Below are 26,206 nucleotides of genomic sequence, written 5' to 3'. Positions count from 1 at the left end.
AGCCTCATGCGCTCGCCTACGAGGCGGCGGCCCCTCACCAGGCGGGCCGACTACGTGACGGGTCAGGGCCGGGCGGCGAGCGCCTCGACCTCGAACAGCACGTCGGGCGTGGCCAGGCTCGCGACACCGATGAGGGATTGCGTGGGCGGCTTCGTGCCCCAGCCCTCCTGAACGGCCCCGGCGATCGGCCCGAGCTTGCTGACATCATGGTTCACCACGTACGTCCTGAGCTGGACGACGTGACCGAGGTCGAGCCCGTGCGCGGCAAGAGCGACGCCGACGTTGCGGAACGTCTGCTTCACCTGCTCGGTGAAATCGGTCGAGACGACCGCGCCGTCCGGCCCCGAACCGTACTGCCCCGAGACGAGCACGAGTTCCGTACCGGCGGGGACGGTGGCGGTGTGGCTGTAGCCGAACGGGACCGGGTCGTGCAAACCGTCCGGATTGACAAGGGCATGTGCCATGCGGGTCACCTCTCGTGTGCAATGTGCCTGTGTGCCGTGCTGAAGCCTCGCAACGAATCACGACACCGCCTGTCATGTATTCCGGTAGCGTTTTCGGATGCGCGCCGATCGGTTGGTCTCGCTGGTACTGCTGCTGCGACAGCACGGCCGGCTGTCCGCGGCCGCGCTGGCCCGCGAGCTGGAGGTGTCCACCCGCACCGTGCTGCGCGACATCGAGGCGCTGTCCGCGGCCGGTGTCCCGGTCTACGCCGAACGCGGTCGGCACGGCGGTTTCGCGTTGCTGCCCGGTTTCCGGACCGAGCTCACCGGACTGAACCACGACGAGGCACTTGCCCTGCTGATCGCCGGATCGCGGCGCGGCGCGCAGACGTTCGGCCTCGGCCCCGCGCTCGCTTCCGCCATGCGCAAGGTGGTCGACGCGCTGCCCGAGAGCTACCGGGCCGTCGCGGCCGGCGCGACCCAGCGGCTGCTCATCGACCCGGAGACCGACCTCCTCGCGCGCCGACGGGACATCGAGGAGGTTCCCGACACCGTCGTGACCGAGATCCGTCGTGCGGTGTTCGCCGGACACAAGCTGCGCATCAACTACGCCGCCGCGGGCCGGGCCCCGAAGTGGCGCACGGTGGACCCGATCGGCCTGGTCACCGTGCGCGAGCAGGCGTACTTGCTGGCCACGAGGGCCGGCGCGGACCGCACCTACCGGCTGTCCCGGGTCTTGGCCGCCGAGGAACTCGACGAACCGGCACAGCGCCCGGAGCGGGTCGACCTGGACCGGGCCTGGCAGGAACGCAGCACGCAGTTTCGGACGGGCGGCGATCAAGTCACCGTGCTCGTACGGGTGGAACCGGCGCGGCGCGAGGAGCTGGTGGGCACCGCACTGGCCATCCTCGCCGAGGAAGCCGACCCGGACGGCCGGCTACGCCTGGAAGTGACCTTCCAGGATCGGAGACACGCCGAATGGGCGCTGTGGCACCTCGGCACGAACGCGGAAGCCCTGGCCCCGCAGTGGTTGCGCAACTCCCTGCAGGAACGCGCCACCGCGCTCGCCACCAGCTATCGACGGGTCGCCGCAGCCACGGATCGACCCTCGGGATAGGGCCCGCGGTCGGTTGAGAGGGGGTCAGGCGACCGTCCCGCCCGCGTTGCGGATCAGCTGCCGGAGGACCTTCAACGTGGTGACGTAGTCCGCGTCGTCGATGCCCTCGTGGAGGGCGGCGCGGATCGCGGGGGAGTTGCGTGCCAGGTCGACGCGGGCCTGTTCGCCCTCGTCGGTGAGCCACAGCCGGTCCTCGGGGTCCCGGGCCAGCCAGCCTCGCTCGACGAGTATCGCGGCCTCCGCCGCCAGGTCGTCCTCGGGCCGGATGTAGGAGGACATGGCCTGCCGGAGCTCCGGGATGGTCATTCCCTCGCCGTCGGGCGAGATGTCGTTCTTCGACAGGTTCCGCAGGAGCCAGAACTGGGGCTGGGTGTAGCCCTTTTCGGCCTGCCGGGCCCGGGTGAAGGCGATGAGGGCCTCGTAGGCGAGACCGGTCCAGTACGCGGCGGGCTGTCCGGCGAGTTCGGCGCCGGAGATCTGCTGGTTCGTCACGGGATGTTCCTCACTTGGCACTTCGGTGCGGAACCTGCCTGTCGTGCAGGTCATGCGGCAACCGTAAGACCTCAAGTGTGGTTGAGGGCAAGTAATTGATCTTCTGGGGCTGGGGAGCCTCACTCAGACCGGGTCCTCGTCGGTCAGCGGAGGCATCGCGCCTGGACGCAGGACCATCAGGGAGTCTTCCAAGGTCGCCACCATGGCGAAGGGAAACCGGTCGACCTCGAGACACAGCGCAACGTCATCAGGATGGACGCCTTGGCGCACCCCCTCCGCCAGTTCGGTCGCGGCGCGCGATGCCGCAGCGCGGTGGACGAACTCGGCAGCATCCGCCCCGGCCTCGGTGACCCTCCGGGCGATGTACTGGGCACACGCCAGGTCTTCATCGGCCTGCCCGTCCTCGCCGGTGACCACGAACGTGACGCTGTCACTCCTGTGTATCCGCAGGAGTCGAGCGGTTGCCTCCGCCACCACGAAGCCGGCGCACAGGACCAGGGGTGAGTCCTTGACCGCAAGGGCGCCGACCGTTCCGGCCGTGGTCTTCTGCACAACGGTCCGTCCGCCGAGGTCAAGAGACCTCAGCAGGCCCGGCGAGTTGACGGTGTCGAACCCGGGCGCGGCCGGTCCGTCCTTGAGCGCCACCCAATCCGGGTGGCGAGCCTTGAGCGCCAGGGCTTCGTCCAGCGACCCGGCAAGAACGATCTTTTCGGCGCCCTGGGCAAAGGCCCAGGCGGCCACGGTGAAAGCGCGCATGACGTCGACCACGACCGCCACGGACGGAGCTTCGGCCAGATCGCCGATACCAAGGAAACGAGCGTCCATTCCGGTCATGCGCAACAACTCCAACTACTGCGTCGAGTAAGTCCACTCAGGAGGTACGGGTGTGGTGGTCCAGCAGGCGGCTGAGCAACTGTACGAGCTGGTCACGCTCGGCCGGACTCAGCGGTGCGAGCAGTTCGTCGTGGAGGTCGTCCAGGACCTTGTCGAGGCGGCGCAGCCGGTGGCGGCCTCGGGCGGAGATCGTGATGATGTTGCGGCGCCGGTCGTCGGGATCCGGCGCCCGCTCGACGAGGTCGCGCTCGGCCAGTTCGTTGAGCACGCCGACCATGTCGCTGCGGTAGATGCCGGACCGCCTGCTCAACTCCGCCTGGCTGCCCGGCCCGTACTGCTGCAGGGACGCGAGCACGGCGTAGTGCCAATTGCGGGCGTCGACCCGGGCGAGCCCCTCGGTGATCAGCCGGTCCGACCGCGTGGTCAGCTGCGACAGCAGTCGGCTCGCCCGCCGGCGCAGCCTGTCGGGGGTCCTGGGTGCGCCGGCGTCGGGTCTGTCCGCGGCTTCGTCTCTGATCACGGCGCCACCCTACCCGTTGCGTTAGTCCGACTAACGATATACGTTCAGTCGTGCCGAAACCGTTAGTGCAATAAACGTTTATCGAGCAAACGAACGCCGAGGAAGGAAGAACTTGCCCACCAGGACAGTGCAGATTCCCACCGCCGACGGCCAGGCCGACGCCTTCGCCGCCTTTCCCGACCACGGCGAGCGGCACCCAGGGGTGCTGATGTACGCGGACGCCTTCGGCATCCGGCCCGCGCTGCGCGAGATGGCCCGCGAGCTGGCCCGGAACGGGTACTACGTGCTCGTCCCCAACTTCTTCTACAGGCACGGCCCGACACCGGTGATCGAACTGCCCGAGCACATCGGTGAGGAGGTCCGGCCCGGGCTCGTCGCCCAGGTGATGCCCTTGATCGAGGCGCACACCGCCGAACGCGTCCTGAGCGACGCCGACGCCTACCTCGGATTCCTCGCCGCCCAGCCCGAGGTTGCTGCCGGACCGGTCGCGGTGACGGGCTACTGCATAGGCGGCCTCCTGGCGACGCGTACCGCCGCGGCTCACCCCGGCCGGGTGGCCGCCGTCGCCGGATTCCACGGCCCCGTGGGCGCCGACGGCCCAGGCAGCCTCTCCAAGCTCACCGCTCAGGTCCACTTCGGCCACGCCGCAACCGACATCACGCCCGAGGCGCTGGGAGAGCTCAACAGGGCGCTGGACGCCGCAGGTGTCGACTACACCTCCGAGATCTACCCCGGCACCGTCCACGGCTTCACCATGTCGGACACCGATGCCTTCGACCCCGCCGCACTGCAGCACCACTGGGACCGCCTGCTGTCCCTCCTCGGCCGTTCCCTCGGGGTGTGAAGCCCGGCGGTGTCAAGAAATCCTTGACATCGCGATCATGTCAAGGTTTCCTTGACGCATGCCGATCTTGAAGCCGAAGGCGTCCCACGAGACCGCCGCCACCCCCGCAACCCACTCCTTCACCGCCCTGCTGCCGGTGATCGCCATCCTGCCGGCACTGACCGCGATGTTCGCCGACCGGCTCAGCACGGCCGCCTGGGTCGTGCTGATGGTGACGGAGCTCGCGCTCATCGCCACCACGGGCGCACTGGCCGCCCGCGCCGCCGCCCGTACGGCCGCCGATCGTACGGCCGCAGACCGGGCGCGCCGCGACGCAGAGGTGCTCGACGCACTGGAGCCCCTCTCCGGCGCACGGCGATGAGCGGCGAGCCGCTGCTCGGCCCCCGGGAAACCGCCCGTATCCGCGAGGGGATCGCGGCCGCCGTCCTCGGTGCCCGCGAGGGGTTGGCCGCCTCGCTGGAACACGACGCCGACGGGTACCTGCGCCTCGTGGACGCCTCGCGGGTCGGCGCCGAGGAGGCGAGCCGGCTGCTGCGCGAGGCCGTACAGGGCGCCAGAGCGGCCGGGCACAGCTGGGACACCGTCGGCCGCGTCCTGGGAGTCAGCCGCCAGGCCGCCCAGCAGCGCTTCGCGGGCAAGGCCGAGGATGCCGTGGCCTCCGAACCGCCCGCAGCGGGGCCGGGCGCGGCCGAGCGCCGCATCCTCAGTCCGCTGTCCGCGTTCAACGAGATGGCCGCCCTGGCGGAGGCCGGACGCGAAGGCTGGCACCTGGTCGGCTACGGGGCGCTGTTCCACGAGGTGGAGGCGTCCGACCGCCCGTGGGAGCACTGCCGGGTGACGCTGGCCTCGGGCGGCCGGCACCGGCGCATGGAGGCCGAGGGCTGGATCCCCGTAGGCGCGGGCTGGTTCCCCTGGCGGTACTACAAGCGGCCGCTCGGGCCGGCCGAGAAGCACTGACCACGAACGCCGGTACCCGGTTCAGATCACCGTCCGGCCGTCGACGGGGAGGTCGACGTCCAGGCTGTGGGCCAGGGTCGTGAGGGTCGCCCCCAGCGGAAGCGCGACCCGGGTGACGGCGTGCTTGTCGCCGCGGGTCACGTCCCGGTTGATGATCAGCACGGGCTTTCCGGCCTGGGCTGCCTGGCGGATGAACCGGAGCCCGGACATCACCGTCAGCGATGAGCCCAGAACCAGGAGCGAGGTCGCCCCGCCGACCAACTCGCGACAGTGGTCGACCCGCCGCGGCGGAACGGCTTCGCCGAAGAACACCACGTCCGGTTTGAGGACGCCGCCACACCCCGAACAGGCCACCACGCGGAAGTCGCCGACCTGTGCGTCGGTGAGGTCGGCATCGCCGTCCGGGTTCAGTCCGGCGGCCGTCGGTTCGAAGCCCGCATTGGCCTCCTCCAGCCGCCGGGCGAGTTCGCGGCGGGAGCTGAACGCGCCGCAGGACAGGCACACGACCCGACCCAGACTCCCGTGGAGTTCCACCACGTCCTCGCTGCCGGCAGCCTGATGTAGGCCGTCGACGTTCTGGGTGATCACACCCGAGAGCAACCCGTGCCGCCCGAACGCAGCCACGGCCCGGTGCCCGGCGTTGGGCAGGGCGCGGCCGAACGTACGCCAGCCGAGGTGACTGCGCGCCCAGTACCGGCGGCGGGCCTGAGCACTGGCGGTGAATTCCTGGTAGGTCATCGGTGTATGCCGCCTCAGGCTCCCGCCCTCGCCCCGGTAGTCGGGGATGCCCGACTCCGTGGACATGCCCGCGCCACTGAGCACCAGCACACCGCCGGTCCTCAGGGCATCGGCGACCGGCTCCGGATCCGTGGTGCCAGGCCGTAGATCATCGGTGGGCGTCCAGCTCAGCGTGGGGCGCATGCGCATGCCACCAAGCGTACGGAACCGTCAGGACACCGGCCCGGGGCGGTCATGGCCGCCGGCCGGCCCACACCGGGCAGCGCGCTGACGCAGAAGTCGTTTGGCCGGCTTGCCCCCGGGTGTTCGGGGGACCCGGTCCGTCCAGAAGACGGCGGTCGGGCGGTGGAGCGGGGGCAGGGTCTCCTCCACCAGGGCGCAGGCTTCCTCGGCCAGCCGCCCGCCCGGTGACCAGCCCGGTGCCGGGACGAGGAAGGCGCAGACCTCCTCGCCCGTGAGCCCGCTGTACCGGCCGACCACCGCTGCCTCGGCCACCCCCGGGTGGCGGGACAGGGCCGCCTCGACCGGCAGGCAGTACACGTTGTCCCCGTCGACCATCACCACGTCGGCGCCCCGGTCGTCGAGGTAGAGGTACCCGCCCGCGTCGAAGTGGCCCACGTCCCCGGTGCGCAGCCAGCCGTCGCGCAGCACCTCGCCGGTGAGGGCGGGCTGCCTCCAGTAGCCCGTCATCGTCGCCGCGGACCGCGTCCACACCTCACCCGTACGGCCGGCGGGCAGGTCGCGGCCCCCTCCGTCGCGTACGCGGACCTCCACCCCCGGAGCGGGCCGGCCGACCGAGGCCAGCAGGCCGGGGCTGCGGCCCGTCACCGCGTCCAGGTGGTCGGCGGGGGTGAGCCGGCAGATCACGGAGGCCTCGTTCGTGGCGTAGCCCTGCTGCCAGCGGCCGCCCCAACGGGTGACGGCCTGCCGCAGCCGCTCCGGGAGGATCGGCGAGGCGCCGTACGAGATCACGCTCAGCCCGGGGATGGCCCCGGCGGTGGCCGGATCGTCGAGCAGGCGGTACACCATCGACACCATCAGGTACGTGGACACCGGGCCCAGGCGGCGGCAGGCAGCCGCGAACGCGCGGGGGCTGAACGGCGCGAGGACCTCGACCCGGCCGCCGGCGCGGAGCTGCTCCAGACAGCGGCCACCCGCGCGCTGGGCGAGGGAGGTGACGGACAGGAAGACCGGTTCCGGGCCGCCGTCCGACGCGCCGCGGCTCCTGCTGGCGCGGCCGTCGACGCGGGCGGCCAGAGCGCCGAAGGTGGACGCCACCCCTTTGGGACGTCCGGTGGTCCCGCTGGTGTACGTCACCCGGGCGACGTCGTCCTCGCGGGCCCGTACGGTGACGGGCTCCGGATCGCGGGCGGCGGCGCGGGAGAACAGTGCGGCCAGGTCGAGCCGCGGTGTGCCGTCGGCGGCGGGGAGCGGGGTGTCGTGGACGATCAGCCCGGGTTCGCAGTCCCGCAGGATAAAGTCCAGCCCGTGGACGGAGGCATCGTCGACGACGTGGGTCAGCCGGGCGCCCAGCACGTGCGCGGCCAGACGGACCAGCAGCGCCTCGGGCCGGTTCCCGGCCGTGACGACGGCCAGCCCTTGACCCCGCTCCAGGCCCGCGTCGGCGAGCGCCCCGGCCAGCCGGTATACGTCGGCCAGGACCGTGGCGAAGTCCCTGACCGCAGGGCCGGCGCCGAGCGCGGGACGCGGACCGTAGCGCTCCAGCGCACCGACCAGCTCCGTCACGTACCGCGCACTCGCCGCCATGCCGTCCCCGCCTTCACCACCGCGCCGACCCCGAGACCCGCGGGAAGACGCTATCCGAGCCGGGTCCATCTCCCCACACGGGCACGGGCCGCCGGTAGGGTCCGGCGGTATGACCGTCGCTCGTTCCGTTGCCCTGTTCGTCGTCGCCGCCCTCTTCGAGATCGGCGGCGCCTGGCTGGTGTGGCAGGGCATCCGCGAGCACAGGGGCTGGATCTGGATCGGCGCCGGCGTCATCGCCCTCGGCCTCTACGGGGTGGTGGCGACCTTCCAGTCCGACGACGACTTCGGGCGCATCCTCGCCGCGTACGGCGGGGTCTTCGTGGCCGGGTCGATCGCCTGGGGCGTGGTCGCCGACGGCTATCGCCCCGACCGCTACGACGTGATCGGTGCCCTGGTCTGCCTGGCGGGGATGGCCGTGATCATGTACGCGCCCCGCAGTCACTGAGCCACGCCGAAACGGCCTCCACCGAGCGGCGAACCGGCAAAGAACGATCGGACCAGAGCGCGAACGGCGGGCACCGTGACGCGCGGATCAGCCCGGCCGACCATGGCGGCGCGTCCGGCGGTGGTCGTCAGGCCGGCGTCGTGGAGCTGGGGGACGAGGGCCGCGTAGTCGGTGAACACCCAGTGCTGGGCGTCGTCGAGCTGCCGCCGCGTGACGGGGCCCGCGTGTGCGAGGAGCGCGGCCCAGGACCGGTCCAGCCGGAGGTTGCGGAAGCCGTCGGTGCCGGCCAGGAGCAGCGGACGGTCCGTCCCTTCGCGGGCCACGGGCAGGAGTTCGCCGTCCATCCGGTCGAGGTAGCCCTCCAGGTTCACGGCGGCGGCGATCCGCCGGTCCTCGTACAGCGCCTGCGCGGCCGCCGTGCCGCCCGCGGAGTGTCCGTAGACCCCGACGCGCCGCAGGCCGAGCGCGTCGAGGACGAAGCGGAGGTCGGCGACCCGGGTGTCGATCATGGTGCGGAAGACGGCCGCGTCGGGCGGGCCCAGGAGCGTGGTGGTCCGGACGCGTTCGCGGCCCGGCCGCTCGTGGGGGAACGCGACCTCGCTCGCCTCCCCGGGGTGGTCGACGGTGACGACCGTCCAACCGTGTGAGGCGAGGTCCACCGCGAGGGCGCTGCCCATCGTACGGGCGTCGCCGCCCCCGGGGCTGTAGAGGAGCACGGGACGTCGGCCGGGCAGGGGCGGGGCGTCGATCCTGGCACGGGTGAGGGTGGCCGCCCAGTCGACTCCGGATGCGGGGAGTTCCCGGTGCATCAGCGGGCCGTACGCGGTGAAGCTCGCGGCGGCCTCCGGGGTCAGCTGGGGCGCGCACGGGAAGTCCCCGCCGGGGACGGCCGGTTGCAGGAGGGTGACCATGAGTTCGCGTACGCCGATTCGGGGTTCCCACGGGTCGTTGCGGGAGCTGTCGACGAGGTGGAGCGTCTTGGCGCCGACGTGATACGGGCCGCTGGGCGCCGGCAGGTGCAGACGCAGGAGCGGCGCGGCGCCGCGGACGGCGGCGGAGGCCGGGGTGGCGGCGGAGGTCGGGGTGGCGGCGGAGGCCGGGGCGGCGCCGAACAGCAGGGCGGCCGCCCCGGCGAGGGCCCCCTTGGCCACGGAGCGGCGACCGGGCGAGAAGGAAGAGATCATGGACGGCATCCTGGGGGCAGGTGCCGTGTCGGGGCCAAGCTTGTGGCCAGGTCCGAAATGCTGGCGCGGAGCGGGGGGATGTGCATGATCCGGATCCATTTCACGGCGGACGATTTCGCCAGGGTGCGGTTCGCCCCGCGGCCCTCGCCCGTGCCCGAATTGCACGCGGCCTTGATGATGCTGGCCGCCCCGCACGAGGAGTTGCTGTTCGGGCGCTGGCGCCGCCGCCTGCTGCGGAACCTGCCGGGCGCCGTCGAGCCGCTCGCGGACCTGGCGCCGGACGGGGCGGACGGGGCGGCCCCCGCCTTCCTCGACGTTCTCGGGGACACGCCGGACGAGGGGTTCGCGCTGATCCGGGCGGGCCGCCCGGAGCTCGTACGGGACGGCATCGAGCAGCTGTACGCACGACGGCCGGCCCCGCCATGGATCCGCGCCCTGCACGCCGGGGACGCCGATGCCTGGCGGATCCTCGGCAGGGCCCAGCGAGCGGCCCACGAGACGCTCCTCGCACCCGTGTGGCCCCAGGTCCAGGACCTGCACCGGGAGGAGTTCACCCGCCACGCCTTGGCCGTGGCCGAACGGGGCCTGGGCGCCGCCCTGCTCCACCTGGCCCCGGGGTCGCGGCTGCGCGACGGAGTCTGGGAATGGCCCCGACCGGGCGGGCGCGACGTGCGGGAGATCCGGCTCGGTGGACGCGGGTTGGTCCTGCGGCCGACCTTCCACTGGCGGCGCGGCCCGCTCGTCCAGGACCTGCCCGACCGTCCGGTGGCGCTGGCCTACGACGCCGGCCCGGGACTGCCGCTCGTCCCGGACGGGGGCGGCGTACGGGACGAGGCCCTGGCGGGAGTCCTGGGGAGCACCCGGCTGGCACTCCTGCACTCCTTGGACCGGGCGCGGACGACCACCGAGCTGGCACGCCTCATCGGCGTCAGCAATGCGACGGCCTCCGCCCAGGCCTCGGCCCTGCGCGCCGCCGGACTCGTCACCACCACCCGCACGGGCCGCTCCGTGCACCACATGCGCACGGCGCTGGCGGAGCTGCTGCTCAACGGCACGGGCTGACCGCCGCCGGCCGCCCCCTTCGCCGGCATCTCCACACGCGACGCGCGGATGTTAGCTTCCTGCCCGTGATGGAGCACCAGAAGGAGACCAGGGCGGCCTACGACGGGGTCGTGGATCTGTACGCGTCGATGTTCGCCGATCGGCACATGGAGGCGTGGCCGTTCACGCGGGCCATGGTCGGCACGTTCGCGGAGCTGGTGCGCGGGACAGGGAACCTGCGGGCGGCCGACGTCGGTTGCGGGCCCGGACATCTGACGGCCATGCTGCACGAGCTGGGGCTGGACGCCTTCGGCCTCGACCTCTCCCCGGGCATGGTCGACCACGCCAGGCGGGCCCATCCGGCACTGCACTTCGACGAGGCGCGGATGGAGGCCCTGCCGGTCGAGGACGGCGCGCTCGGCGGCGTGCTGGCCCACTACTCGATGATCCACACCCCGCCCGGGGAACTGCCCGCGGTGCTCGCCGAGCAGGTGCGCGTCCTGGCGCCGGGGGGCCTGCTCCTGGTCTCGTTCTTCGCGACCGACGGACCCTCCGGCGCGGAGCCGGTCCGCTTCGACCACAAGGTGACGCCCGCCTACAGCTGGCCGGTGGACCGTTTCGCCGAGTTGCTGGCCGGGGCCGGGCTCGTCCCCTTCGCCCGCCTCCTCCACGACCCGGCCTCCGAGCGGGGCTTCCTCGACGCCCACTTGCTGGCCCGCCTCCAGTAGGCGGCCCCCGAAGACGCCAATGGTGGCGTTCCCGTCAGCCGTACGGAGACGCGCGAGGACGAGCACCGGCGCGGTACGCAGCCAGGTCCGACGCGGCGGTGTTGACTGCGGAGCGTTCTCGGGGGCAGACGTGCCTCCTGGAGACCGGGAAAGGCGGGAGGCTGTGAGTGGACCAGGGATTGGTGCTGCTGGCGGGCTGGGGTCAGATGATCGTGCTGGTGGCACTGGCCGTGTACTTCATCGCCCGCCGCCGCTGAGCAGGCAGAGCCGCGTACTGCGGCCGGTCGCGGTCGTGCTGCTGCTGGCGGCGTGCTGCTTGCCGGCGACCGGCTGCGCCGGCTCCTCCCGTACGGACGAGGACTACCAGCTCAAGGCCGCGAACACGGCGGAGGCCGCCGCGTCCGCGGTCGGCACGGCCCGCCTGGCCGTTCTGGCCGCGGGCCGGGGGAACGCCTCCGGTTCCTACCTGTCCGTCCTGCTCGGCGAGGCGGAGAAGGACCTCGCCGGAGCCGAGCAGGCCTTCACTTCCCGCCAGCCGCCCAGCGAGGCGGCCGACCGGGTACGCGACCAGGTGAGCGAGGCCCTGACCGAGGCGGGCGACGCGCTGGCGGCTGCGAGGATCTCCGCCCGCCGGGGCGAGGCGTCCGAACTGGGCGGCCACGCGGCAGACCTGTCGCGTGCCAAAGCGCGACTGGAGCGACTGGAGGAGCAGCTGTCGTGAAGCGCGCCCTGGCCGTCACCCTCGGCATCCTGACCGCCATCGGCGGGTTCGTCGACATCGGCGACCTCGTGGCCTCCTCCCTGGTGGGCGCCCGTTTCGGCTTCGGCCTCGTGTGGGTACTGCTGCTGGGCGTGGTGGGGATCTGCGTGTACGCCGAGATGGCCGGCCGGGTCGCGGCCGTATCGGGGCGCCCGACCTTCGACATCGTCCGTGAACGCCTCGGCCCCCGCGTCGCGTTCGCCAACCTCACCGGATCGTTCCTCGTCACGCTCCTGACCCTCGCCGCCGAGCTGGCCGGCGTGGCGCTGGCCCTGGAACTCCTCACCTCGGCGTCCTACCTCCTGTGGATCCCCGCCGTGGCCTTCGCCGTGTGGATCGTGATCTGGCGCACCAAGTTCGAGACGATGGAACGCGTCTTCGGCCTGGCCGGCCTCGCTCTGATCGTCTTCATCGTCGCCGTACTGCACCTGGACCCGAGGTGGGGCGACATGTGGCAGCAGGTCACCCACCCCCGGGTACCCGCCGGCGACGGCCTGCCGACGTACCTGTACTACGGCATCGCCCTGTTCGCCAGCGCCATGACCCCGTACGAGGTGTTCTTCTTCTCCTCCGGCGGCATCGAAGAACGCTGGAGCCGCAAAGACCTCATCACGGAACGGATGAACGTCTTCGTCGGCTTTCCGCTCGGAGGCCTGCTGGCGCTGTCCATCATGAGCTCCGCCGCGCTCGTGCTCCACCCCGAGGGCATCGGCGTCGACCACCTCTCGCAGGTGACACTGCCCGTCGTCGTCTCCCTCGGCAAAGTCGGCCTCGCCTTCGCGCTCCTCGGAGTCTTCGCCGCGACCTTCGGAGCCGCTCTGGAAACCGCCCTGTCCTGCGGCTACACGGTGGCCCAGTACTTTGGCTGGACCTGGGGCAAGACCAAGGCGCCGCGCACGGCCGCCCGCTTCCACCTGGTCGTCCTCGTCTCGATGATCGCGGGCTCCATGCTCGTGCTGACCGGCATCGATCCGATCAAGGTCACCGAGTACTCACTGGTCTTCGCAGCCGTCGCCCTGCCCCTGACCTACCTGCCGATCCTCGTCGTCGCCAACGACCACGAGTACATGGGCGAAGCCGTCAACGGCCGCCTCTCGAACAGCCTCGGCGTGGTCTACCTGGTGCTCCTGGTGGTCGCGTCCCTCGCCGCCCTCCCGTTGATGTTCGCCACGAAAGCAGGCCTGTGATGCCCCAGCACCCTCCGCCCAGGCCGCAGGACGAGCGCCGACCGGGACGGGCCTACAGCGCCCGCTTCCACCTCCTGGACCGCCAGGTCATCAGCGAGGACGGCTCCCCCCTCGCCAAGGTCGACGACCTCGAACTCGCCCCCGACGGCGACGGAAACCTGTACGTGAGCGCCGTCCTCATCGGCCCCACCGCCCTCGCACCCCGCCTGTCCGGACGGCCCGCCCGCCTGCTGAACGCCCTCGCACGCCGCCTCACCACGGGCGGACCGGAGGGCCACGCCCGCATCCCCACGGATCGCATCATCCGGATCGGCGCCGCCCTGACGGCCACGACCACGCCCGACGACGAGGCCGTACACCCCCTGGAGGACTGGATCCGTGACAACGTCATCACCCCCCTCCCCGGATCCGGCCATGCGCCTGGCTGACCTCATGGGAGCCCGCGTCATCGACGCGACCGGCCGCGACATCGGACACGTCAGCGACGCCCGCCTCGCCGAAACCGCCCCCCGGGCCGGCGGCGGTACGGGCGGGATGCGCCTGGAGGGAATCGTGATCGCCACCCGCCGCCGCAGCCGCATGCTCGGCTACGACCACCGCCCCGTCACCGCCCCCTGGCCCCTCACCGCCCTCGCGCACCTCGCCACCCGCCACGCCATGTGGGCACCCTGGTCCGCCGTTGCCGACCACCGGCCGCCGCCGCGTCTCGGCGAGGACGGCACCATCACCCTCAACCAGGCAGCTGACAGCCTCAGCAGCCTGGACACGATGCACGCGCACTGGAGTGACTGAGGACCGCTTAATCGAGCTGCGGCGGCCGGGGGCCCCGCGTAGCCTCCACGGCTGTGGACACGGAACGCACTGCTCGGCAGCTTGAACTGATCGGCGAGACGGTGGAGATCGCGAAGGCCCTCGGTGTGGAGGTGTGGCTCCGCGGCGGCTGGGCCATGGACTTCTTCATCGGCGAGCCCACACGGGACCACGAGGACATCGACTGGTTCGCCTGGGCGGATGACGCCTCCGCTCTGACCGACGCACTGCTGCGGGCCGGCCACGAACCCCTGCCCGGCCCGCCCTCCGACCTGCAGCTCGACTTCTGCAAGGACGGCATGGAGAGCAGTTTCGCCTTGCTGCGCAAGGACAGGCTCGGACGCGTCGTGGTCGCCGGCGGCCCCTGGGCGGGGGAGCCGTGGCCTGAGCACATGCTCGAAGCCGCTCCCGGCCGGATCGGCCCACTGCAATGCCGGATCATCAGTCCCCGCGCCCAGATCGAGATCAAGCAGATGATGCCGGTCTGGGTTCCGGGCCGCCCTCGCCGCAGGAAGGACGCCGAGGACATCACCCGGCTGCAGGCAGCCCTACGAGAGCGCCGCACACGCCCGGCATGAGTGAGCCCGACCGCACTTCGGCCCAGCGCGAAGCCCTCGCGCTCGCCGTCACCACCCCGGGCGTGGAAGCCGACAGCCGGATGGCGAGCCGTGCCAGGAGCGTCGTCGGCGGTCTGAGTACATTGCGCACCTGCGGTGAGTAGCTGAGCCGCTGCGCAGGGGTCGGCGACTGCGTTGGATCGAGGCATGAACGCAACCGACTCCTCTCCGGCTACCTCGGCCCAAGTGGCCGGGGCAAGGGACCGTTCCCGGTTCCGGGCCGTTCTGTCCGCCGTCCTGTTCGTGCCCGCGGCCCTCGCGGCCGGGGTGCTGGTTCTGGCGTCCGAGGAGGCCTCGCGCTGTGTGACGTACGGCGAGCAGTGCGCCGCAGGGCTGCCCGGGTGGTTGTTCGGCTGGGGGGCCGGCATCGGTGCCGTGGCGTTCGTCGTCGCCCTGGCCGCGCCGGCCAAGGGGGTACGGCAGGTGTCCCTCGCCGTTCAGGTCTTCGCGGAGTGCACGGCACTGCTCGTGATCCTCAGCTACGGGTGAGAGCGGTGCCGGGGGTCCGCCCAGGGCGATGGTCCGGGTGACCGAGGGCGGGCCGCTGCGTTTGAAGATCCAGGTGAGCCAGCGGTCGCCGGGGGTGCGTATCTCGATCTCGGCCACGACACTGAGCCGGACGTTACCGGAGGGGTTCCGGGGCGTGCCAGGACCCCGAGCAGCCCGTCGGTGGTCAGCGGTATCTCGCGGGAGCTGGTCACGGTGAGGCGCCACCCGGCTTCGGGGGTGCCGGTTCCGAAACTCTCCAGGGACACCTCGGTCCTGGTGAGCCTGGACTCCTCCGTGCGGGGTGTCAGCTCGGCGCTCACCACGGCGAACAGCGGATCGGAGAGGGAAGCGCCCAGCGCCGCCCTCGCCCTGGTCACGTCGATCGTGTCGCTGCGTTCGGAGGGCTCCAGGCGGAGGAACAGCGCTTCACGCATACCTTCCTCCGAGCCTTCCTCCGGGCCCTCCTCCACCGTCAGGACGAGGTCGGCGGAGACGAAACGGCAGTCGCGGTCCGGGAGCAGGGTGAGGGCCAGCGGGAGGAAGGACAGCGTGTGCTCCGGCGGCGGATAGGCGCGTTCGAGCGCGGTCGCCGTCGTGGGGTCGAGGCGCGCGGCGGGGTCGGCGAGGGGCGCGCGGCCGATGGAGATGCGGTTGCGCCGAGTTGCTCCAGGAGGAATCCGACCTGCCCCAGAGTGACCGGATTCTCGACTTCACGGGCCGCCCCTCGCCCGCCAGTTCCGCAATCCGCTCGACACGCGACTGCCCCATGCCACCAATCCAGGCGCGGGCGGCAGCGTTGTGGATGCCTACGGGGCAAGGCACCTGCGGGCGACCGGCCGTAGGACGGGTCAGGACACCATCGGAGCGGCGTCGACTTCGGTGAGCCTGACCGTGCACAGCCCGCCGCGCTCGCTCTTCACGTCCGTCACCTTGAGCTGTGTTCCCGGCGTGAGGATGTACTCCTCCTCCCCGGTGAAGGCGGAGAAGCTCCTGATCCCGACCGCCTGCGCGGGCGTTATCTCGAAGAGCGTCCGCTTGCCGCGGCTGCCGAGGAAGGCCCGGGCCACGCTCAGTTCGGAGGTGCACGAGGAGACGCCCCACCAGGTGACCGTCCGACCCACCGGGTACTGCGCCCGCAGGTCCAGCGACACGCCGCGCCACAGCGGCTGCGTGTGGGTGGGCAGACCCGAGACCGCCGAGAACAGCAGCCGCAGGTAGGGCAGGTAGGGCGTGACCCTGGTGCGGTCCGGGGAGCGCAGAACGGCGTTGATCTCGCGGTAGAAGGCGGACTCACAGGTGTAGAGATAGAGCGCGGCGATCGCGTCGGCGGACAGGCTGCCGGACACCTCGTCCGCCCGCCGCTTGCCGAAGTCGCGTGACCGCTCGATGTGCCGGGCGAGCCCGGACAGCGTCTCGGTGACCGGGGCGACGGCGTCGTGGAAGTCCATCAGCGGGGTATCGAACACGCCGGTGATCGCGGGGAGGACAAGGCCCTCGTCCTTGACGCTGGTGAGCCGCTCCAGGTACAGCTGGTGCAGGTTCATGGTCGACTCGATGAAGGCGCCCATGCGTGCCGCGACATCCGCACCTCCCGCGCCGGCCGCCCCGTCGTTCCACCCCTTGCTGGGCAGCCAGTCGATGCCCTCGGCACCCAGCGAAGCGAGAGCTTCGTTCACCATGGCGAAATGGTCGCCCTCGCAGAAGATGTCGCCCTGCGCGGCCGGGTTCGCGTGGTCGATGTGCCGGACCTCGACGTCCGGGTACTTCTTCTGGAGCCGCAGGACGACCCTCTTCAGATTGCGGGCGTGCGCCCCCCACCAGGCGAACACGACCCCGCGGTCCTCCTCGGCGGCCTCCTGCTTGGCCTTGAGGATCTCCTCGACGATCCGTTCGGCGACCGGCCGCCAGAACGCCGTGTGCTGCTCGGCGCCCATCGCTCCGTCGCCGCTCGCGGTGAGCGAGGCGTTCAGCAACAGCACGCCCTGCGTGAGCATCGCCTGGAACCACTCGGGCGGCTGGACCGTTTCCCGCTCCTTCAACAGCGCGCGGACGTCGGCGATGGGCGTCTTCTTGGCGATGCCGTACTTCCACATCGCCGCCGCTTTGATGATGCAGCGGATGCTGACGACCCTGCCGAACTGGCTGTCCTTCCAGTCGCTGAAGGTGTTGTCGAACATGGCTATGCCGGTCGCGCTCTCCGGCCGCGGATAGGGGTTCTGGCCGAAGGCGACGACCTTCCACTTGTGCGGCGGGTTGGGCTTGAGAGCCTGGAAGGTGAGCTCACGGACCGGGACGACCTCAGGGCTGCGGCCCTTCCCGATGAACCGGGCGGCGTCCGGCAGCGCCTCGATGACGGGCTTCAGCAGCGGAAGCCAGGGCTCACCGCCGCCGTTGAAGAGTTCGGTGAGGCCGAGGGAGTCGCTCGCGTCGGGCTGGGTCGGCGCCGCGCCGCTGTTCGCGTCAGTCACGGGGGAGGGGCCTTCGCTCGTGGTGGTCGGGGGATGGATGTGGCCCGCCGCGTGGCCGGCGGGACCAGTCGGCGCAACGGGCTTCGGTGGCACGATGCGTACCCGCTCCTCGACGGGGGCGTTCTCAATGCCGTTGAGCTGCGTGACGACCGTGGTGCGCAGCTCGTCGTCATCCTCGAACCAGTGGTCGTGGAAGAGCGTGTAGCCGGTCCACATCAGGTTGGCGCACACCCTCGCCGGGACCCGGCCGGTCTGCGCACCCATCCCGACCAGAGCCACGGAGCGGATGCTGCCCGGCGCCTTCCGGTTCTGCCGGTGAATGGCCTGGAATGCGGCGGCGCAGGCCAGAGCCACGTTCAGCGTGGCGCTCACGTTCTGCGAGGACTGCACCATGGTCGGCGTCGAGATCAGGTACCGGGGGACGGTCGCACCCGAGGGGACGCAGACCGCGCTGCCCACGGGGAGGGTTCCGGCGAACCGATCGCGGATCGCCCGCCGCACCCGCAGCTGGATGCCGGATCCGAGATACCGCTTGATGACGGCGTCCACCCCGCCGTCCATCCGGCCCTGGGAGTTCGTCGGCGTGACCCAGGCATCGACGTCCTCGTCGAGGATCGAGCCCTTGCGGATCTCGATGCCGGGGGTGTCCGCGAACGCGGCCCGCCACGCCTCCACCACGCGCTCGTTGACGTCTGTCAGCACCACCCGGAGCGCGGGCTGAACACTGCTCTCGGTCATCGTCCACTCCTGTCGGGAAACGTCCTTCGCAACACCTCGAACGTAACCGCGACCACTGACAACGCCGCTCCGGCAAGCGGACGATGACCTGCCGTCACGCCTCCGCAAACGCCCCGTCGGCCAGACGAGGCCGGGGAGGCTTCACCGCAAGATCCACCTGAGCGGCGACGGCCGCTGCCGGCCACTGTCCCTGACTGCCACCCCTGACAAGCACGGCCAGCGCACCGTTTGTTCTCAGCCGAGCAACCCCAGGGGCCAGGCAAATCTGCCTCGTCATCGGCCGGGCAGCTCCTCCCAGGGGGCCCGCTGTGAAAATGGATCTGTCTTGGCGATGATCGCAGTGACGCGAGGGGATGAAGGACCGCAATGAGGCAAGAGCCGGAGGCGTGGTACGGCGCCAGAACCTTCTACAGATGGCTGACCTGGGAAGACCGCCCCTACGAGGAGCGCGTCGTGCTGTTCCGGGCCCGCTCCCTCGACGAGGCCGTCGAACTGGCCGAGCGGGAGTCGGCCGAGTATGCGGGGGAGGGTGACCTCGAAGTCCTCGACATGGTGCAGGCATACCGGATCTCCGACGGCGACGAGGAGGTGGGCTCGGGTACGGAGGTGTTCTCCAGACTCCATGCGCTCGACCTCCCGGCGAACGCGTTCCTCGACCGCTACGACTCGGGACCGGCACACACTCAGATCACCGAGTGAGGCCGCGCAGGGGTCCCAGCCCTTGCTCCATCTATCGAAACTCGATAGATTCCCATCGTAACTCGATGGAAGGATCGGTCGTGGGGAAGCTGACAGTGCGTGCGCTGCGCGCCGTGCTCGCGGTGGTGCTCGCGGGCACCGTGTTCGTACAGGTGATGATGGTGTGGGCGTTGGCCACCGACCCGGAGGACGGTTCGCTCCCGCTCACCCCCCTGCGCCTGATCACGATGCTGGGCATGGTCTCGGCGCAGGTCGCCCTGGTCTGCGTATGGCGACTGGTGACGATGGTGCGCCGCGGAACCGTGTTCTCCCACGCAGCCTTCCGGTACGTGGACGGCGTGATCGGCGCGATCGTGGCGGCCGCCCTCCTGTGGTTCGCGGTCACGGCCGTCAACGCACCGGGCCAGCGGGAGGACCCGGGCGTCACCGTCATCATGGCCGGGATTGGGGTGGCCATCCTCGGGGTCGCTCTCATCGTGCTCGTACTGCGGATGCTGCTCGCCCAGGCCGTTGCGCGCGACGTAGAAGCGGCGGAGATGCGGGCCGAGTTGGACGAGGTGATCTGATGCCGATCGCCGTCGACATCGACGTGATGCTGGCCAGGCGGAAGATGTCCGTGGGCGAGCTCGCGGACCGGGTGGGGATCACGCCCGCCAACCTGGCGGTACTCAAGAACGGCCGCGCCAAGGCGGTGCGCTTCGCGACGCTCGCCGCCCTCTGCGAGGTACTCGAGTGTCAGCCGGGCGACCTGCTGCGCTGGGAGACCGAGGACGCCCCCGGCGGATGACGGGTACCGTCTCCGGCGAGCGTCGCCACCCGCGAACGCGCCCGCACCGCCCGAGCCCCCGTCCTTCCGGCGCGGAAGGGCGGGGGCTCGTCGTCGGGCGGGCAGCCGGGGCTGCTCATCCGCCGTAGTAGTTGCTGATCACCTGGCGGTAGTCGGGATCCCGCAGGTGGTTGTCGCGGTGGAACTCCGGAGCCGCCTTGATCTGGTCCTTGGTGCGGTCCACATGGACCGTCTTGTTCTCCGCGTCCACCCGGATGATCGTCCCGGCCGGCAGCAGGACCTCCTTGCCGAAGATCCACACGCCGGTGTCGACCACGAGGTAGGCGTCGGAGACCTCGTCGGAGTGTTTGTCGACCTTGCCGATATGGCCGTCGACGGCTTCAACGCCGTAGCCCGTCAGGTCCTCGCCCGTCGGGTGGATGATGCCGGAGCGGTAGGCCCACATGTCGTCGGTCATGTCTCAACTCCTTCGTAGAACCTGCGTTGTCTCGCTGCGTCGCAGCTGTGTCCCGCCTGCCCCGGAAGCCGGACCTCACACGTCCGCTTCCCGGGGAGGATGAGGGCGGTCGCCACGGGCAGGAGCGCATCGTGGCATCGAACTCGCTCCGCACTTTCCGGCGCACCTCCGCAACCGGCCTCCGCGCCGCCGCGCAACGGACTCGGACGGCTCTGACCAGCACCGCGCTACGGCTCTGGGAGGACAACGTCGCCGACTGCGCCGCGGCGCTCACCTACTACGCGGTCCTCGCGCTGGTGCCCGCCCTCCTCGTCGCCGTCTCCCTGGTGGGCCTCGCCGGCGCCGGCACCCGCGAGCGCCTGATCCTCGACCTCACCTCCTACGCCCCTCCACAGTCCGCGCAGGTACTCCGCGAGGCACTGAACGGCCTCACCTCCGAGCCGTCGTCCCTGTGGGTCCTGCTCTGCAGCGGCGTCCTCAGCGCACTGTGGTCGGCCTCCAGCTACCTGGCGGTCTTCCGCCGCGCCCTCCACGCGATGCACCGGCTGCCGGACAAGCGCCCGCCCCTGCGCTCGGCACACGTGCTCGTCCTCACTGCCGGCACGCTGCTCGCCCTGCTGGTGGCGGGCGCCGCGACCCTCGTCGCGACCGGCCCGGTGATCCGCCGGCTCGCCTCGGCCACCGGCGACGCGGGCAGCGAAGCGACGGCCCTACTGCGATGGCCGGTGCTCCTCCTGATCGTCACGTCCCTGATCCTCATCCTCTTCCGGACCGGACCCCGTCAGGCCCGCGGAACGCGCCGGAGCCTGCCCGGCGGAGTACTGGCGGCACTGCTGTGGCTCGGAGCCTCGGGACTGTTCACGCTCTACGCCGAGTCCGGCACCTACAGCAGGCTCTACGGTTCACTGGCCGGCACCGTGGTCTTCCTGGTGTGGCTGTGGTTCACCAACCTCGCACTGCTCACGGGGGCACAGTTCAACGCCGTGCTCGCCCGGCGGGCGGGGCGGAGCGAAACGGGACCGTCGTCTGGCGTACGCGCGTAGACGTAGGGCACGATCAGCGTGCTCGCTCCACCTGCACAGCACGCCCAGCACCCACGCCAGCGGTCACCTGCAGGAGGCACTTCCGTGAAGACCCGTTCCGTCCTCACCGTTCTCTTACTCGTCCTCGGCGCACTCTTCGCGCCCGGCTTCGGAGCCCTGGTCACGACGACCGATGCCCACGCCGCCGGCAAGATCAGCCACGCCACCGCGACCTCGATGTTCCGCCAGGTGGGCATCACCTGGTCGTCGTCGGGCAACTGCTCCGACCGCAACAACCCCACCTGTACGTCGTTCGAACAACTCAACCTCGCCACGGCTCAGGGCGCCCAGACGCTCAAGCGCGCCACCGGCTGCGCCCTGAACATCACCGGCGGCACCGAGACGGGCCACGCTTCCGGCACCTATTCACACTGGAACGGCTACAAGCTCGACTACGCCAAGGGCACCTGCGTCACCAACTACATCAAGGGCACCTTCACCTACATCGGTCTGCGCGGTGACGGCGCACCCCAGTGGAAGTCGGGCTCCGGCAACATCTACGCCGACGAGGGCAACCACTGGGACGTCCTGTACTACAACTGCGGCGGCTGCTGACCACCCCCGCCACAGCTCCGCTCGCGGGAAGCCGCCCGCCGCTCCGGGGCGCTTGACCCTCACGTGGCGTCAGGCTGCATAGTCGGTCGCGTGGAAGAGTACTGGACGGTGGGACGCGTGGCGGAGCTGGGCGGGGTGAGCGTCCGCACGCTGCATCACTACGACGAGATCGGGCTCGTGCGGCCGTCGGCACGGACCGGGGCCGGGTACCGGGCCTATTCGGCGGCTGACGTGGAGCGGCTGCGGGAGGTACTCGCCTACCGTCGGCTGGGGTTCGGGCTGCGGGAGGTCGCGGACCTGGTCGGCGACCGGTCCACCGACGCGGTCGCGCACCTGCACCGACTGCGCGGCCTGCTCCTGGAACAGCGCGACCGCGCCGACGCCATGGTGGCGGCCATCGACAGGGAACTCGAGGCACGGGCGAAGGGAATGACGGTGACGCCGGAGGACCAGATGCGGATGCTGGGCGCACGGCTGTACGACGCCATCGGCGGCGCCTACACCGCGACACGGCGCACCGAGCCGCGGATCGCCGCGCAGATCTGGGACGCACTCGGGGACGCACGGTCGGTGCTGAACGTCGGGGCCGGCACCGGCTCCTACGAACCCCACGACCGCGACGTGACCGCGGTGGAGCCGTCGGCGGTCATGCGCGCGCAGCGACCCGCCGGCGCGGCGCCGTGCGCGGCCGCGGCCGCGGAGAGCCTGCCGTTCGAGGACCGGTCGTTCGATGCCGCGATGGCCGTCTCCACCGTCCACCACTGGCAGGACCCGATCGCCGGACTGCGCGAGATGCGGCGCGTGGCCCGCCGCGTGGTGGTGCTCACCTTCGACACCGACGAGCCCGGCTGGCAGGACCGGTTCTGGCTGACCCGCGACTACCTGCCCGAGTTCACCGGCATCCTCGCGGAATTTCCCTCGCTTGCCGCAATGGCAGATGCGATCGGCGCCCGCGCGGAGCCGGTTCCCATTCCCTGGGACTGCACCGACGGCCTGTTCGAGGCGTATTGGCGCCGACCGGGGGCGTACCTGCAGGACCACGTGCGCCGAGCGATGTCGGTGTGGACGAGGGTCGGGAAGGAGGCCGAGCACCGGGCGGTGCGAAGCCTCGGCGACGACCTCGCCTCCGGCCGGTGGGCCGAACGCAACCGAGACGTCGCCGATCTCGACGCGGCAGATCTCGGCCTCCGCCTGCTCGTGGCCTGAACCGCGTCGCAGCGTCGCGGAGCGCTTCACCACCACCTGACGGGGTGACGGACGGCCCCCCACCCCGGGTCCCCCCTCACGGCCCGGACGGCCGCGATGGCCTAGCGGTCGAGCAGCGGCAGTGCGGGGAACGTGTGGTCCTGCCAGATCAGGCGGGAGGCCTCTTCCGGGTAGGGGGCGAGGGTCGGCGGGGTGGTGAAGAGCCGCACGGAGCGCTGTCCGGTGTCGTACGCCGGCCAGCCCGGGTCGCCGTGGGTGGCGAACGCCGTCCACGCGGCCCGCATGCGCGCGGACAGGTCCTCGGCCTCCGGGGACGGGTCTTGTCCGATGAGCATCGCGGGCTGGCCGCGGTCCAGGTTGCCGAAGACCAGCGGCCCGTCGAGGCCGTGGCAGGCGCCCAGGGCACCGCCCATGCCCGGGGCGGACCAGGTCAGCTCGTAGACGTAGGCGCGGCCGCCGGCGGCGGTCTGGGCCTGGGCGAGGTGGAGGGACGGCATGCGGAACAACCAGTCCGAGCTGACGAGTTCGTAGAGCTCGTCCGGACCCGCGGCGGGGAACGCCTCACGGTAGCGGTGTGCGGCGTCCCGGCCGGGGCCGAAGACCTGCAGGGCGGTGTCCGCCTGCTCCGGTGTGACCTGGCCGAGCACACCGTCGAGCGCTGCCAGCAGCCGCGTTTCGTCGCGGGTGTGGCCGACGAGGAGTTCGATGTCCCGGCCGGCGCCGTCCGCCAGGGCCTGCCACGGGGTGACCGGCAGGCTGTCGCTGTCGCCGTCGACGACCGGCGAGAACGGGATCGCCCGGTGCGCGACCGGACCCCAGCGATCCGCCCACCTGTCCGACTTGGCGCCGACCGCGTCACCGGCGGCGGCCAACCGGGCCGGGTCCACAGCGGACAGGTCGGCCACCGTGGCCCGCAGCCCCAGTTCGGCAGCGCAGGCGGCGGCGATGTCCGCGGCCAGCTCCGGCGAGAAGAACGTGCCCTGCACGCTCTGTGCCACGGCCCTGCCGAAGAGCCCGACCGCCCTCGGCGCGGCGAGCAGGGCGGCGACCGACCCGGCTCCCGCCGACTGGCCGAAGACCGTGACGCGCTCCGGGTCACCGCCGAAGGCCCGGATGTTGTCGCGGACCCACTCCAGGGCGGCGATCTGGTCCAGCAGGCCCCGGTTGGCGGGAGCCCCTTCGATCTGCCCGTAACCCTCCAGGCCCACCCGGTAGTTGAACGTCACCACGACGACGCCCTCACGCGCCAGGCGACCGCCGTCGTACTCGGGAAGTCCCGACATGCCGATCGAGTAGGCGCCGCCCTGGATCCACACCATCACCGGCAGACCTGCGCCCGGGCCCGGCTCGGGCGACCAGACGTTGACGGTGAGCCAGTCGTCGTCCGCCGCGTCCCGCGCCAGCGCGTCCATGCCGAAGTGACCGCCCTGCGGGGGCGGTGGGCCGTACGACACGGCCGACCGCACCCCGTCCCATCCCCGTACGGGCCGCGGCGCGGCGAAACGCAGCGGGCCGACCGGCGGCTCGGCGAACGGGATGCCACGGAAGACCGCCACCCCCGCCTCGCGGCTGCCGCGCAGCACCCCACCCGTCACACGTACCTCGGGCCGGGGCCCGGACGGTTCGGACTGCTCCGACTGCTCGGCAACGGTCACCACAGCTCCCTCAGTGGGCGGCTTGGACATGTCCGGGATCATCCCCGTGTCGCCACGAAGCGCGCCAGTCATTTAGGGAGACGCTCGGGTCAGTAGTACTGGACCAGGCAGAATTCGTTCTCTTCGGGATCGGCCATCACGACGACCACACCCTCGTCGTAGTCGTGCCGTTCGCCGGTGAACCGACCGCCGAGGGCGATGACCTGGGTGATGCCCTGGTCGATGTCGTCGACCCCGACGTCGAGGTGCAGGCGTGCCTTGCCGTGCTTCGGCTCGGTCACGGGCTGGAAGTTGAGACGGGGCTGCGGGTCGCCGGGATGGCCGCGGTAGACCCAGCCGGGCCGGGAGGGCAGTTGCGGACGGTCCAGCAGCGCGCCCCAGAAGGTCGCGACCCGTTCCACGTCGACGCAGTCGATGGTCATTCCGATCCAGCGGTTCGTCATCTCGTCAGCGCTCCTGTGGCGTCCACACCGCGAACCGGGTGCGAGGGTCCTTGACGGATCCCTTGGCGGACTCCTTCACGGACTCGTCGGCCGGCGAGTTCCGCGGCCGCGTCCGTGGGTGTGGTCCCGTGAGTCCGGGCCGTGTGGAAGACCTGCTGGAGCGTGCCGCTGATGCGCGAGAGCCGCTCGGTCAGCTGTTCCTCAGATTCCCGGCGCAGTTCGACACCGGTGGCGTGGATGACTCCTCCCGCGCTGACCACCACGTCCGGCGCCCAGAGGATGCCCCGTTCGGCGAGAAGGCGGGCGGTGTGCGGTTCGTCGAGTTGATTGTTGGCCGGGCCGGCGACGGCGGCGCACCGCAGCAGCGGCACCGTGCGGGCAGTCAGCAGACCGCCGAGCGCGGCCGGCACGAGGACGTCGACCTCAGCCGCAAGGATTTCGTCCGGTTCCAGCCAGGTCGCGCCCAACTCGGCGGCCAGGCTGCGGGCGGCCGGGTCGATGTCGGTCACGACGAGCCGCGCGCCGCTCCGGTCCAGGAGCCGGGCCACGTGGGCGCCGACCGCGCCGAGGCCGATCACCCCGAAGGTCCGCCCGGTGAGGTCCGGTGAGCCGAAGGCTTCGCCGGCCACCGCGCCCAGCGCCGCGAGGGTGCCGCGCGCGGTGTGGAGGGAGGAGTCGCCGCTGCCGCCGTCCTCGACGGGCCGGCAGACGACGTGCGCGGTGCGTTGGCCGATCACGGACAAGTCGGCCGGGCTGCTCCCCACGTCCGGGCCCGCGATGTAGCGGCCGCCGAGCGACTCGATCGCGTCACCGAGGTCGTGGAGCAAGGCCGTACGTTCCGCGCCGGCCGGCCGACTCGGGGTCGGCAGGGCGACGACCGCTTTCGCTCCTCCGTGGTCCAGACCGGCCAGCGCATTCTTCTCGGTCATCGCCGCCGCCAGCCGCAACGCGTCCGCGACGGCGGCCCGGGGGTCGGGGTAATGAGCGATCCGGCACCCGCCGGCGGCCGGGCCGAGAGCGGTCGAGTGGATCGCGACACAGATCGCGAGCCCGCTGCGGCGGCCGCGTACGACCTGCACCAACTCGTGTGAAGGATTCGGGATGTTGGGGGACAGGGCTTCCTCAAGTACGGCTGTCATGCCG

Annotated in this window: 32 protein-coding genes; 20 read left to right on the top strand and 12 right to left on the bottom strand. The window is 71.4% G+C overall.

Annotated elements, in window-relative coordinates:
• Window positions 1-62: 62 nt before the first annotated feature.
• Window positions 63-464 (bottom strand): RidA family protein, encoded by a 402-nt coding sequence (locus tag ACFTXQ_RS13460; protein WP_382639699.1) that lies wholly within the window; start codon window positions 462-464, stop codon window positions 63-65.
• A gap of 97 nt (window positions 465-561) precedes the next feature.
• Between ACFTXQ_RS13460 and ACFTXQ_RS13455 the strand changes: the two genes are divergently transcribed.
• On the top strand, window positions 562-1,560 hold the full coding sequence (locus ACFTXQ_RS13455) for a helix-turn-helix transcriptional regulator (protein ID WP_382639698.1): 999 nt from the start codon (window positions 562-564) through the stop codon (window positions 1,558-1,560).
• A 24-nt stretch (window positions 1,561-1,584) separates the two neighbouring features.
• On the opposite strand, the gene ACFTXQ_RS13450 is transcribed toward ACFTXQ_RS13455, so the two are convergent.
• The 3 genes from ACFTXQ_RS13450 to ACFTXQ_RS13440 all read right to left on the bottom strand — a co-directional run bounded on the left by ACFTXQ_RS13450 (window position 1,585) and on the right by ACFTXQ_RS13440 (window position 3,406).
• On the bottom strand, window positions 1,585-2,052 hold the full coding sequence (locus ACFTXQ_RS13450) for a MarR family winged helix-turn-helix transcriptional regulator (RefSeq protein WP_382639695.1): 468 nt from the start codon (window positions 2,050-2,052) through the stop codon (window positions 1,585-1,587).
• A 123-nt stretch (window positions 2,053-2,175) separates the two neighbouring features.
• On the bottom strand, window positions 2,176-2,877 hold the full coding sequence (locus ACFTXQ_RS13445) for a 2-phosphosulfolactate phosphatase (protein WP_382639761.1): 702 nt from the start codon (window positions 2,875-2,877) through the stop codon (window positions 2,176-2,178).
• A gap of 46 nt (window positions 2,878-2,923) precedes the next feature.
• On the bottom strand, window positions 2,924-3,406 hold the full coding sequence (locus ACFTXQ_RS13440) for a MarR family winged helix-turn-helix transcriptional regulator (RefSeq protein WP_382639693.1): 483 nt from the start codon (window positions 3,404-3,406) through the stop codon (window positions 2,924-2,926).
• A 112-nt stretch (window positions 3,407-3,518) separates the two neighbouring features.
• Between ACFTXQ_RS13440 and ACFTXQ_RS13435 the strand changes: the two genes are divergently transcribed.
• Genes ACFTXQ_RS13435 through ACFTXQ_RS13425 form a run of 3 tightly spaced genes read left to right on the top strand, consistent with a single transcriptional unit; the run spans window position 3,519 to window position 5,207 of the window.
• The gene (locus ACFTXQ_RS13435) at window positions 3,519-4,250 is read left to right on the top strand and encodes a dienelactone hydrolase family protein (protein WP_382639691.1); all 732 of its coding nucleotides are present in this window, start codon (window positions 3,519-3,521) and stop codon (window positions 4,248-4,250) included.
• A 58-nt stretch (window positions 4,251-4,308) separates the two neighbouring features.
• Entirely contained in the window at window positions 4,309-4,611 is a 303-nt protein-coding gene (locus tag ACFTXQ_RS13430; RefSeq protein WP_382639689.1) for a hypothetical protein, read from the top strand.
• Complete coding sequence (locus tag ACFTXQ_RS13425) at window positions 4,608-5,207, top strand: hypothetical protein (RefSeq protein WP_382639686.1); 600 nt, start codon at window positions 4,608-4,610, stop codon at window positions 5,205-5,207. Before ACFTXQ_RS13430 ends, ACFTXQ_RS13425 begins: the two co-directional genes overlap by 4 nt.
• A gap of 21 nt (window positions 5,208-5,228) precedes the next feature.
• Here ACFTXQ_RS13425 and ACFTXQ_RS13420 read toward each other — a convergent pair whose 3' ends face one another.
• Both ACFTXQ_RS13420 and ACFTXQ_RS13415 read right to left on the bottom strand, forming a co-directional pair.
• Window positions 5,229-6,134, bottom strand: a complete 906-nt coding sequence (locus ACFTXQ_RS13420) for an NAD-dependent protein deacetylase (RefSeq protein ID WP_382639683.1) — start codon at window positions 6,132-6,134, stop codon at window positions 5,229-5,231.
• A gap of 21 nt (window positions 6,135-6,155) precedes the next feature.
• Complete coding sequence (locus ACFTXQ_RS13415) at window positions 6,156-7,712, bottom strand: class I adenylate-forming enzyme family protein (RefSeq protein WP_382639681.1); 1,557 nt, start codon at window positions 7,710-7,712, stop codon at window positions 6,156-6,158.
• 109 nt (window positions 7,713-7,821) lie between these two features.
• Here ACFTXQ_RS13415 and ACFTXQ_RS13410 point away from each other — a divergent pair, with 109 nt between their 5' ends.
• On the top strand, window positions 7,822-8,157 hold the full coding sequence (locus ACFTXQ_RS13410; RefSeq protein ID WP_382639678.1) for a YnfA family protein: 336 nt from the start codon (window positions 7,822-7,824) through the stop codon (window positions 8,155-8,157).
• Here the strand turns inward: ACFTXQ_RS13410 and ACFTXQ_RS13405 are convergent.
• Entirely contained in the window at window positions 8,151-9,341 is a 1,191-nt protein-coding gene (locus ACFTXQ_RS13405) for an alpha/beta fold hydrolase (protein ID WP_382639675.1), read from the bottom strand. The genes ACFTXQ_RS13410 and ACFTXQ_RS13405 overlap by 7 nt on opposite strands.
• Before the next feature lie 84 nt (window positions 9,342-9,425).
• On the opposite strand from ACFTXQ_RS13405, the gene ACFTXQ_RS13400 reads away from it, so the two are divergent.
• The 9 genes from ACFTXQ_RS13400 to ACFTXQ_RS13360 all read left to right on the top strand — a co-directional run bounded on the left by ACFTXQ_RS13400 (window position 9,426) and on the right by ACFTXQ_RS13360 (window position 14,973).
• Window positions 9,426-10,403, top strand: coding sequence for an ArsR/SmtB family transcription factor (locus tag ACFTXQ_RS13400; RefSeq protein ID WP_382639672.1), 978 nt, complete (start codon window positions 9,426-9,428; stop codon window positions 10,401-10,403).
• Between the two features lie 65 nt (window positions 10,404-10,468).
• Window positions 10,469-11,110, top strand: a complete 642-nt coding sequence (locus ACFTXQ_RS13395) for a class I SAM-dependent methyltransferase (protein WP_382639669.1) — start codon at window positions 10,469-10,471, stop codon at window positions 11,108-11,110.
• 292 nt (window positions 11,111-11,402) lie between these two features.
• Window positions 11,403-11,831, top strand: a complete 429-nt coding sequence (locus tag ACFTXQ_RS13390) for a hypothetical protein (RefSeq protein WP_382639667.1) — start codon at window positions 11,403-11,405, stop codon at window positions 11,829-11,831.
• Window positions 11,828-13,057 (top strand): NRAMP family divalent metal transporter, encoded by a 1,230-nt coding sequence (locus ACFTXQ_RS13385; RefSeq protein ID WP_382639664.1) that lies wholly within the window; start codon window positions 11,828-11,830, stop codon window positions 13,055-13,057. Before ACFTXQ_RS13390 ends, ACFTXQ_RS13385 begins: the two co-directional genes overlap by 4 nt.
• A complete protein-coding gene (locus ACFTXQ_RS13380; RefSeq protein WP_382639662.1) occupies window positions 13,057-13,485 on the top strand; it encodes a hypothetical protein in 429 nt (142 codons plus the stop codon). The genes ACFTXQ_RS13385 and ACFTXQ_RS13380 overlap by 1 nt, the downstream gene beginning before the upstream one ends.
• The gene (locus ACFTXQ_RS13375; protein WP_382639659.1) at window positions 13,472-13,849 is read left to right on the top strand and encodes a PRC-barrel domain-containing protein; all 378 of its coding nucleotides are present in this window, start codon (window positions 13,472-13,474) and stop codon (window positions 13,847-13,849) included. The genes ACFTXQ_RS13380 and ACFTXQ_RS13375 overlap by 14 nt, the downstream gene beginning before the upstream one ends.
• Window positions 13,850-13,902: 53 nt before the next feature.
• The gene (locus tag ACFTXQ_RS13370) at window positions 13,903-14,445 is read left to right on the top strand and encodes a nucleotidyltransferase domain-containing protein (RefSeq protein WP_382639657.1); all 543 of its coding nucleotides are present in this window, start codon (window positions 13,903-13,905) and stop codon (window positions 14,443-14,445) included.
• Window positions 14,442-14,588 (top strand): hypothetical protein, encoded by a 147-nt coding sequence (locus tag ACFTXQ_RS13365; protein ID WP_382639654.1) that lies wholly within the window; start codon window positions 14,442-14,444, stop codon window positions 14,586-14,588. Before ACFTXQ_RS13370 ends, ACFTXQ_RS13365 begins: the two co-directional genes overlap by 4 nt.
• Window positions 14,589-14,631: 43 nt before the next feature.
• The gene (locus tag ACFTXQ_RS13360; RefSeq protein WP_382639651.1) at window positions 14,632-14,973 is read left to right on the top strand and encodes a hypothetical protein; all 342 of its coding nucleotides are present in this window, start codon (window positions 14,632-14,634) and stop codon (window positions 14,971-14,973) included.
• Window positions 14,974-15,821: 848 nt separating this feature from the next.
• Here ACFTXQ_RS13360 and ACFTXQ_RS13355 read toward each other — a convergent pair.
• A complete protein-coding gene (locus tag ACFTXQ_RS13355) occupies window positions 15,822-18,179 on the bottom strand; it encodes a macro domain-containing protein (protein WP_382639648.1) in 2,358 nt (785 codons plus the stop codon).
• A 366-nt stretch (window positions 18,180-18,545) separates the two neighbouring features.
• Here ACFTXQ_RS13355 and ACFTXQ_RS13350 point away from each other — a divergent pair, with 366 nt between their 5' ends.
• The 3 genes from ACFTXQ_RS13350 to ACFTXQ_RS13340 all read left to right on the top strand — a co-directional run bounded on the left by ACFTXQ_RS13350 (window position 18,546) and on the right by ACFTXQ_RS13340 (window position 19,665).
• Complete coding sequence (locus ACFTXQ_RS13350; protein ID WP_382639645.1) at window positions 18,546-18,878, top strand: hypothetical protein; 333 nt, start codon at window positions 18,546-18,548, stop codon at window positions 18,876-18,878.
• Between the two features lie 80 nt (window positions 18,879-18,958).
• The gene (locus ACFTXQ_RS13345) at window positions 18,959-19,444 is read left to right on the top strand and encodes a DUF2975 domain-containing protein (protein WP_382639643.1); all 486 of its coding nucleotides are present in this window, start codon (window positions 18,959-18,961) and stop codon (window positions 19,442-19,444) included.
• Window positions 19,444-19,665 (top strand): helix-turn-helix transcriptional regulator, encoded by a 222-nt coding sequence (locus ACFTXQ_RS13340; RefSeq protein ID WP_351719112.1) that lies wholly within the window; start codon window positions 19,444-19,446, stop codon window positions 19,663-19,665. The genes ACFTXQ_RS13345 and ACFTXQ_RS13340 overlap by 1 nt, the downstream gene beginning before the upstream one ends.
• Window positions 19,666-19,780: 115 nt before the next feature.
• Here the strand turns inward: ACFTXQ_RS13340 and ACFTXQ_RS13335 are convergent, their stop codons facing one another.
• Complete coding sequence (locus ACFTXQ_RS13335; protein WP_382639639.1) at window positions 19,781-20,122, bottom strand: PRC-barrel domain containing protein; 342 nt, start codon at window positions 20,120-20,122, stop codon at window positions 19,781-19,783.
• Between the two features lie 131 nt (window positions 20,123-20,253).
• On the opposite strand from ACFTXQ_RS13335, the gene ACFTXQ_RS13330 reads away from it, so the two are divergent.
• From ACFTXQ_RS13330 to ACFTXQ_RS13320, 3 genes are all read left to right on the top strand, one after another.
• Window positions 20,254-21,165: a YihY/virulence factor BrkB family protein gene (locus tag ACFTXQ_RS13330; protein WP_382639637.1), complete on the top strand. Its 912-nt coding sequence runs from the start codon at window positions 20,254-20,256 to the stop codon at window positions 21,163-21,165.
• Window positions 21,166-21,249: 84 nt separating this feature from the next.
• On the top strand, window positions 21,250-21,759 hold the full coding sequence (locus ACFTXQ_RS13325) for a hypothetical protein (RefSeq protein WP_382639634.1): 510 nt from the start codon (window positions 21,250-21,252) through the stop codon (window positions 21,757-21,759).
• Between the two features lie 108 nt (window positions 21,760-21,867).
• A complete protein-coding gene (locus ACFTXQ_RS13320; RefSeq protein WP_382639758.1) occupies window positions 21,868-22,965 on the top strand; it encodes a MerR family transcriptional regulator in 1,098 nt (365 codons plus the stop codon).
• Window positions 22,966-23,066: 101 nt separating this feature from the next.
• Here ACFTXQ_RS13320 and ACFTXQ_RS13315 read toward each other — a convergent pair whose 3' ends face one another.
• The 3 genes from ACFTXQ_RS13315 to ACFTXQ_RS13305 all read right to left on the bottom strand — a co-directional run bounded on the left by ACFTXQ_RS13315 (window position 23,067) and on the right by ACFTXQ_RS13305 (window position 26,202).
• The gene (locus tag ACFTXQ_RS13315; RefSeq protein ID WP_382639632.1) at window positions 23,067-24,620 is read right to left on the bottom strand and encodes a carboxylesterase/lipase family protein; all 1,554 of its coding nucleotides are present in this window, start codon (window positions 24,618-24,620) and stop codon (window positions 23,067-23,069) included.
• A gap of 89 nt (window positions 24,621-24,709) precedes the next feature.
• Complete coding sequence (locus ACFTXQ_RS13310; RefSeq protein WP_382639630.1) at window positions 24,710-25,063, bottom strand: VOC family protein; 354 nt, start codon at window positions 25,061-25,063, stop codon at window positions 24,710-24,712.
• Window positions 25,060-26,202: a Glu/Leu/Phe/Val dehydrogenase dimerization domain-containing protein gene (locus ACFTXQ_RS13305; protein ID WP_382639627.1), complete on the bottom strand. Its 1,143-nt coding sequence runs from the start codon at window positions 26,200-26,202 to the stop codon at window positions 25,060-25,062. The genes ACFTXQ_RS13310 and ACFTXQ_RS13305 overlap by 4 nt, the downstream gene beginning before the upstream one ends.
• Window positions 26,203-26,206 lie beyond the last annotated feature (4 nt).

Source organism: Streptomyces sp. NPDC057010 (assembly GCF_042673805.1).
Taxonomy (GTDB): domain Bacteria; phylum Actinomycetota; class Actinomycetes; order Streptomycetales; family Streptomycetaceae; genus Streptomyces.
Note: the sequence above shows the minus strand (reverse complement) of the source record. Positions and strands in the feature narration are given on the sequence as shown.

Coding starts and splice junctions, on each gene's coding strand:
- ACFTXQ_RS13335 (WP_382639639.1), bottom strand. CDS start 20,122: ATGACCGACGACATGTGGGCCTACCGCTCCGGCATCATCCACCCGACG.
- ACFTXQ_RS13405 (WP_382639675.1), bottom strand. CDS start 9,341: ATGATCTCTTCCTTCTCGCCCGGTCGCCGCTCCGTGGCCAAGGGGGCC.
- ACFTXQ_RS13415 (WP_382639681.1), bottom strand. CDS start 7,712: ATGGCGGCGAGTGCGCGGTACGTGACGGAGCTGGTCGGTGCGCTGGAG.
- ACFTXQ_RS13400 (WP_382639672.1), top strand. CDS start 9,426: ATGATCCGGATCCATTTCACGGCGGACGATTTCGCCAGGGTGCGGTTC.
- ACFTXQ_RS13355 (WP_382639648.1), bottom strand. CDS start 18,179: ATGACCGAGAGCAGTGTTCAGCCCGCGCTCCGGGTGGTGCTGACAGAC.
- ACFTXQ_RS13425 (WP_382639686.1), top strand. CDS start 4,608: ATGAGCGGCGAGCCGCTGCTCGGCCCCCGGGAAACCGCCCGTATCCGC.
- ACFTXQ_RS13455 (WP_382639698.1), top strand. CDS start 562: ATGCGCGCCGATCGGTTGGTCTCGCTGGTACTGCTGCTGCGACAGCAC.
- ACFTXQ_RS13305 (WP_382639627.1), bottom strand. CDS start 26,202: ATGACAGCCGTACTTGAGGAAGCCCTGTCCCCCAACATCCCGAATCCT.
- ACFTXQ_RS13350 (WP_382639645.1), top strand. CDS start 18,546: ATGAGGCAAGAGCCGGAGGCGTGGTACGGCGCCAGAACCTTCTACAGA.
- ACFTXQ_RS13375 (WP_382639659.1), top strand. CDS start 13,472: ATGCGCCTGGCTGACCTCATGGGAGCCCGCGTCATCGACGCGACCGGC.
- ACFTXQ_RS13410 (WP_382639678.1), top strand. CDS start 7,822: ATGACCGTCGCTCGTTCCGTTGCCCTGTTCGTCGTCGCCGCCCTCTTC.
- ACFTXQ_RS13430 (WP_382639689.1), top strand. CDS start 4,309: ATGCCGATCTTGAAGCCGAAGGCGTCCCACGAGACCGCCGCCACCCCC.
- ACFTXQ_RS13460 (WP_382639699.1), bottom strand. CDS start 464: ATGGCACATGCCCTTGTCAATCCGGACGGTTTGCACGACCCGGTCCCG.
- ACFTXQ_RS13310 (WP_382639630.1), bottom strand. CDS start 25,063: ATGACGAACCGCTGGATCGGAATGACCATCGACTGCGTCGACGTGGAA.
- ACFTXQ_RS13420 (WP_382639683.1), bottom strand. CDS start 6,134: ATGCGCATGCGCCCCACGCTGAGCTGGACGCCCACCGATGATCTACGG.
- ACFTXQ_RS13360 (WP_382639651.1), top strand. CDS start 14,632: ATGAACGCAACCGACTCCTCTCCGGCTACCTCGGCCCAAGTGGCCGGG.
- ACFTXQ_RS13380 (WP_382639662.1), top strand. CDS start 13,057: ATGCCCCAGCACCCTCCGCCCAGGCCGCAGGACGAGCGCCGACCGGGA.
- ACFTXQ_RS13365 (WP_382639654.1), top strand. CDS start 14,442: ATGAGTGAGCCCGACCGCACTTCGGCCCAGCGCGAAGCCCTCGCGCTC.
- ACFTXQ_RS13340 (WP_351719112.1), top strand. CDS start 19,444: ATGCCGATCGCCGTCGACATCGACGTGATGCTGGCCAGGCGGAAGATG.
- ACFTXQ_RS13445 (WP_382639761.1), bottom strand. CDS start 2,877: ATGGACGCTCGTTTCCTTGGTATCGGCGATCTGGCCGAAGCTCCGTCC.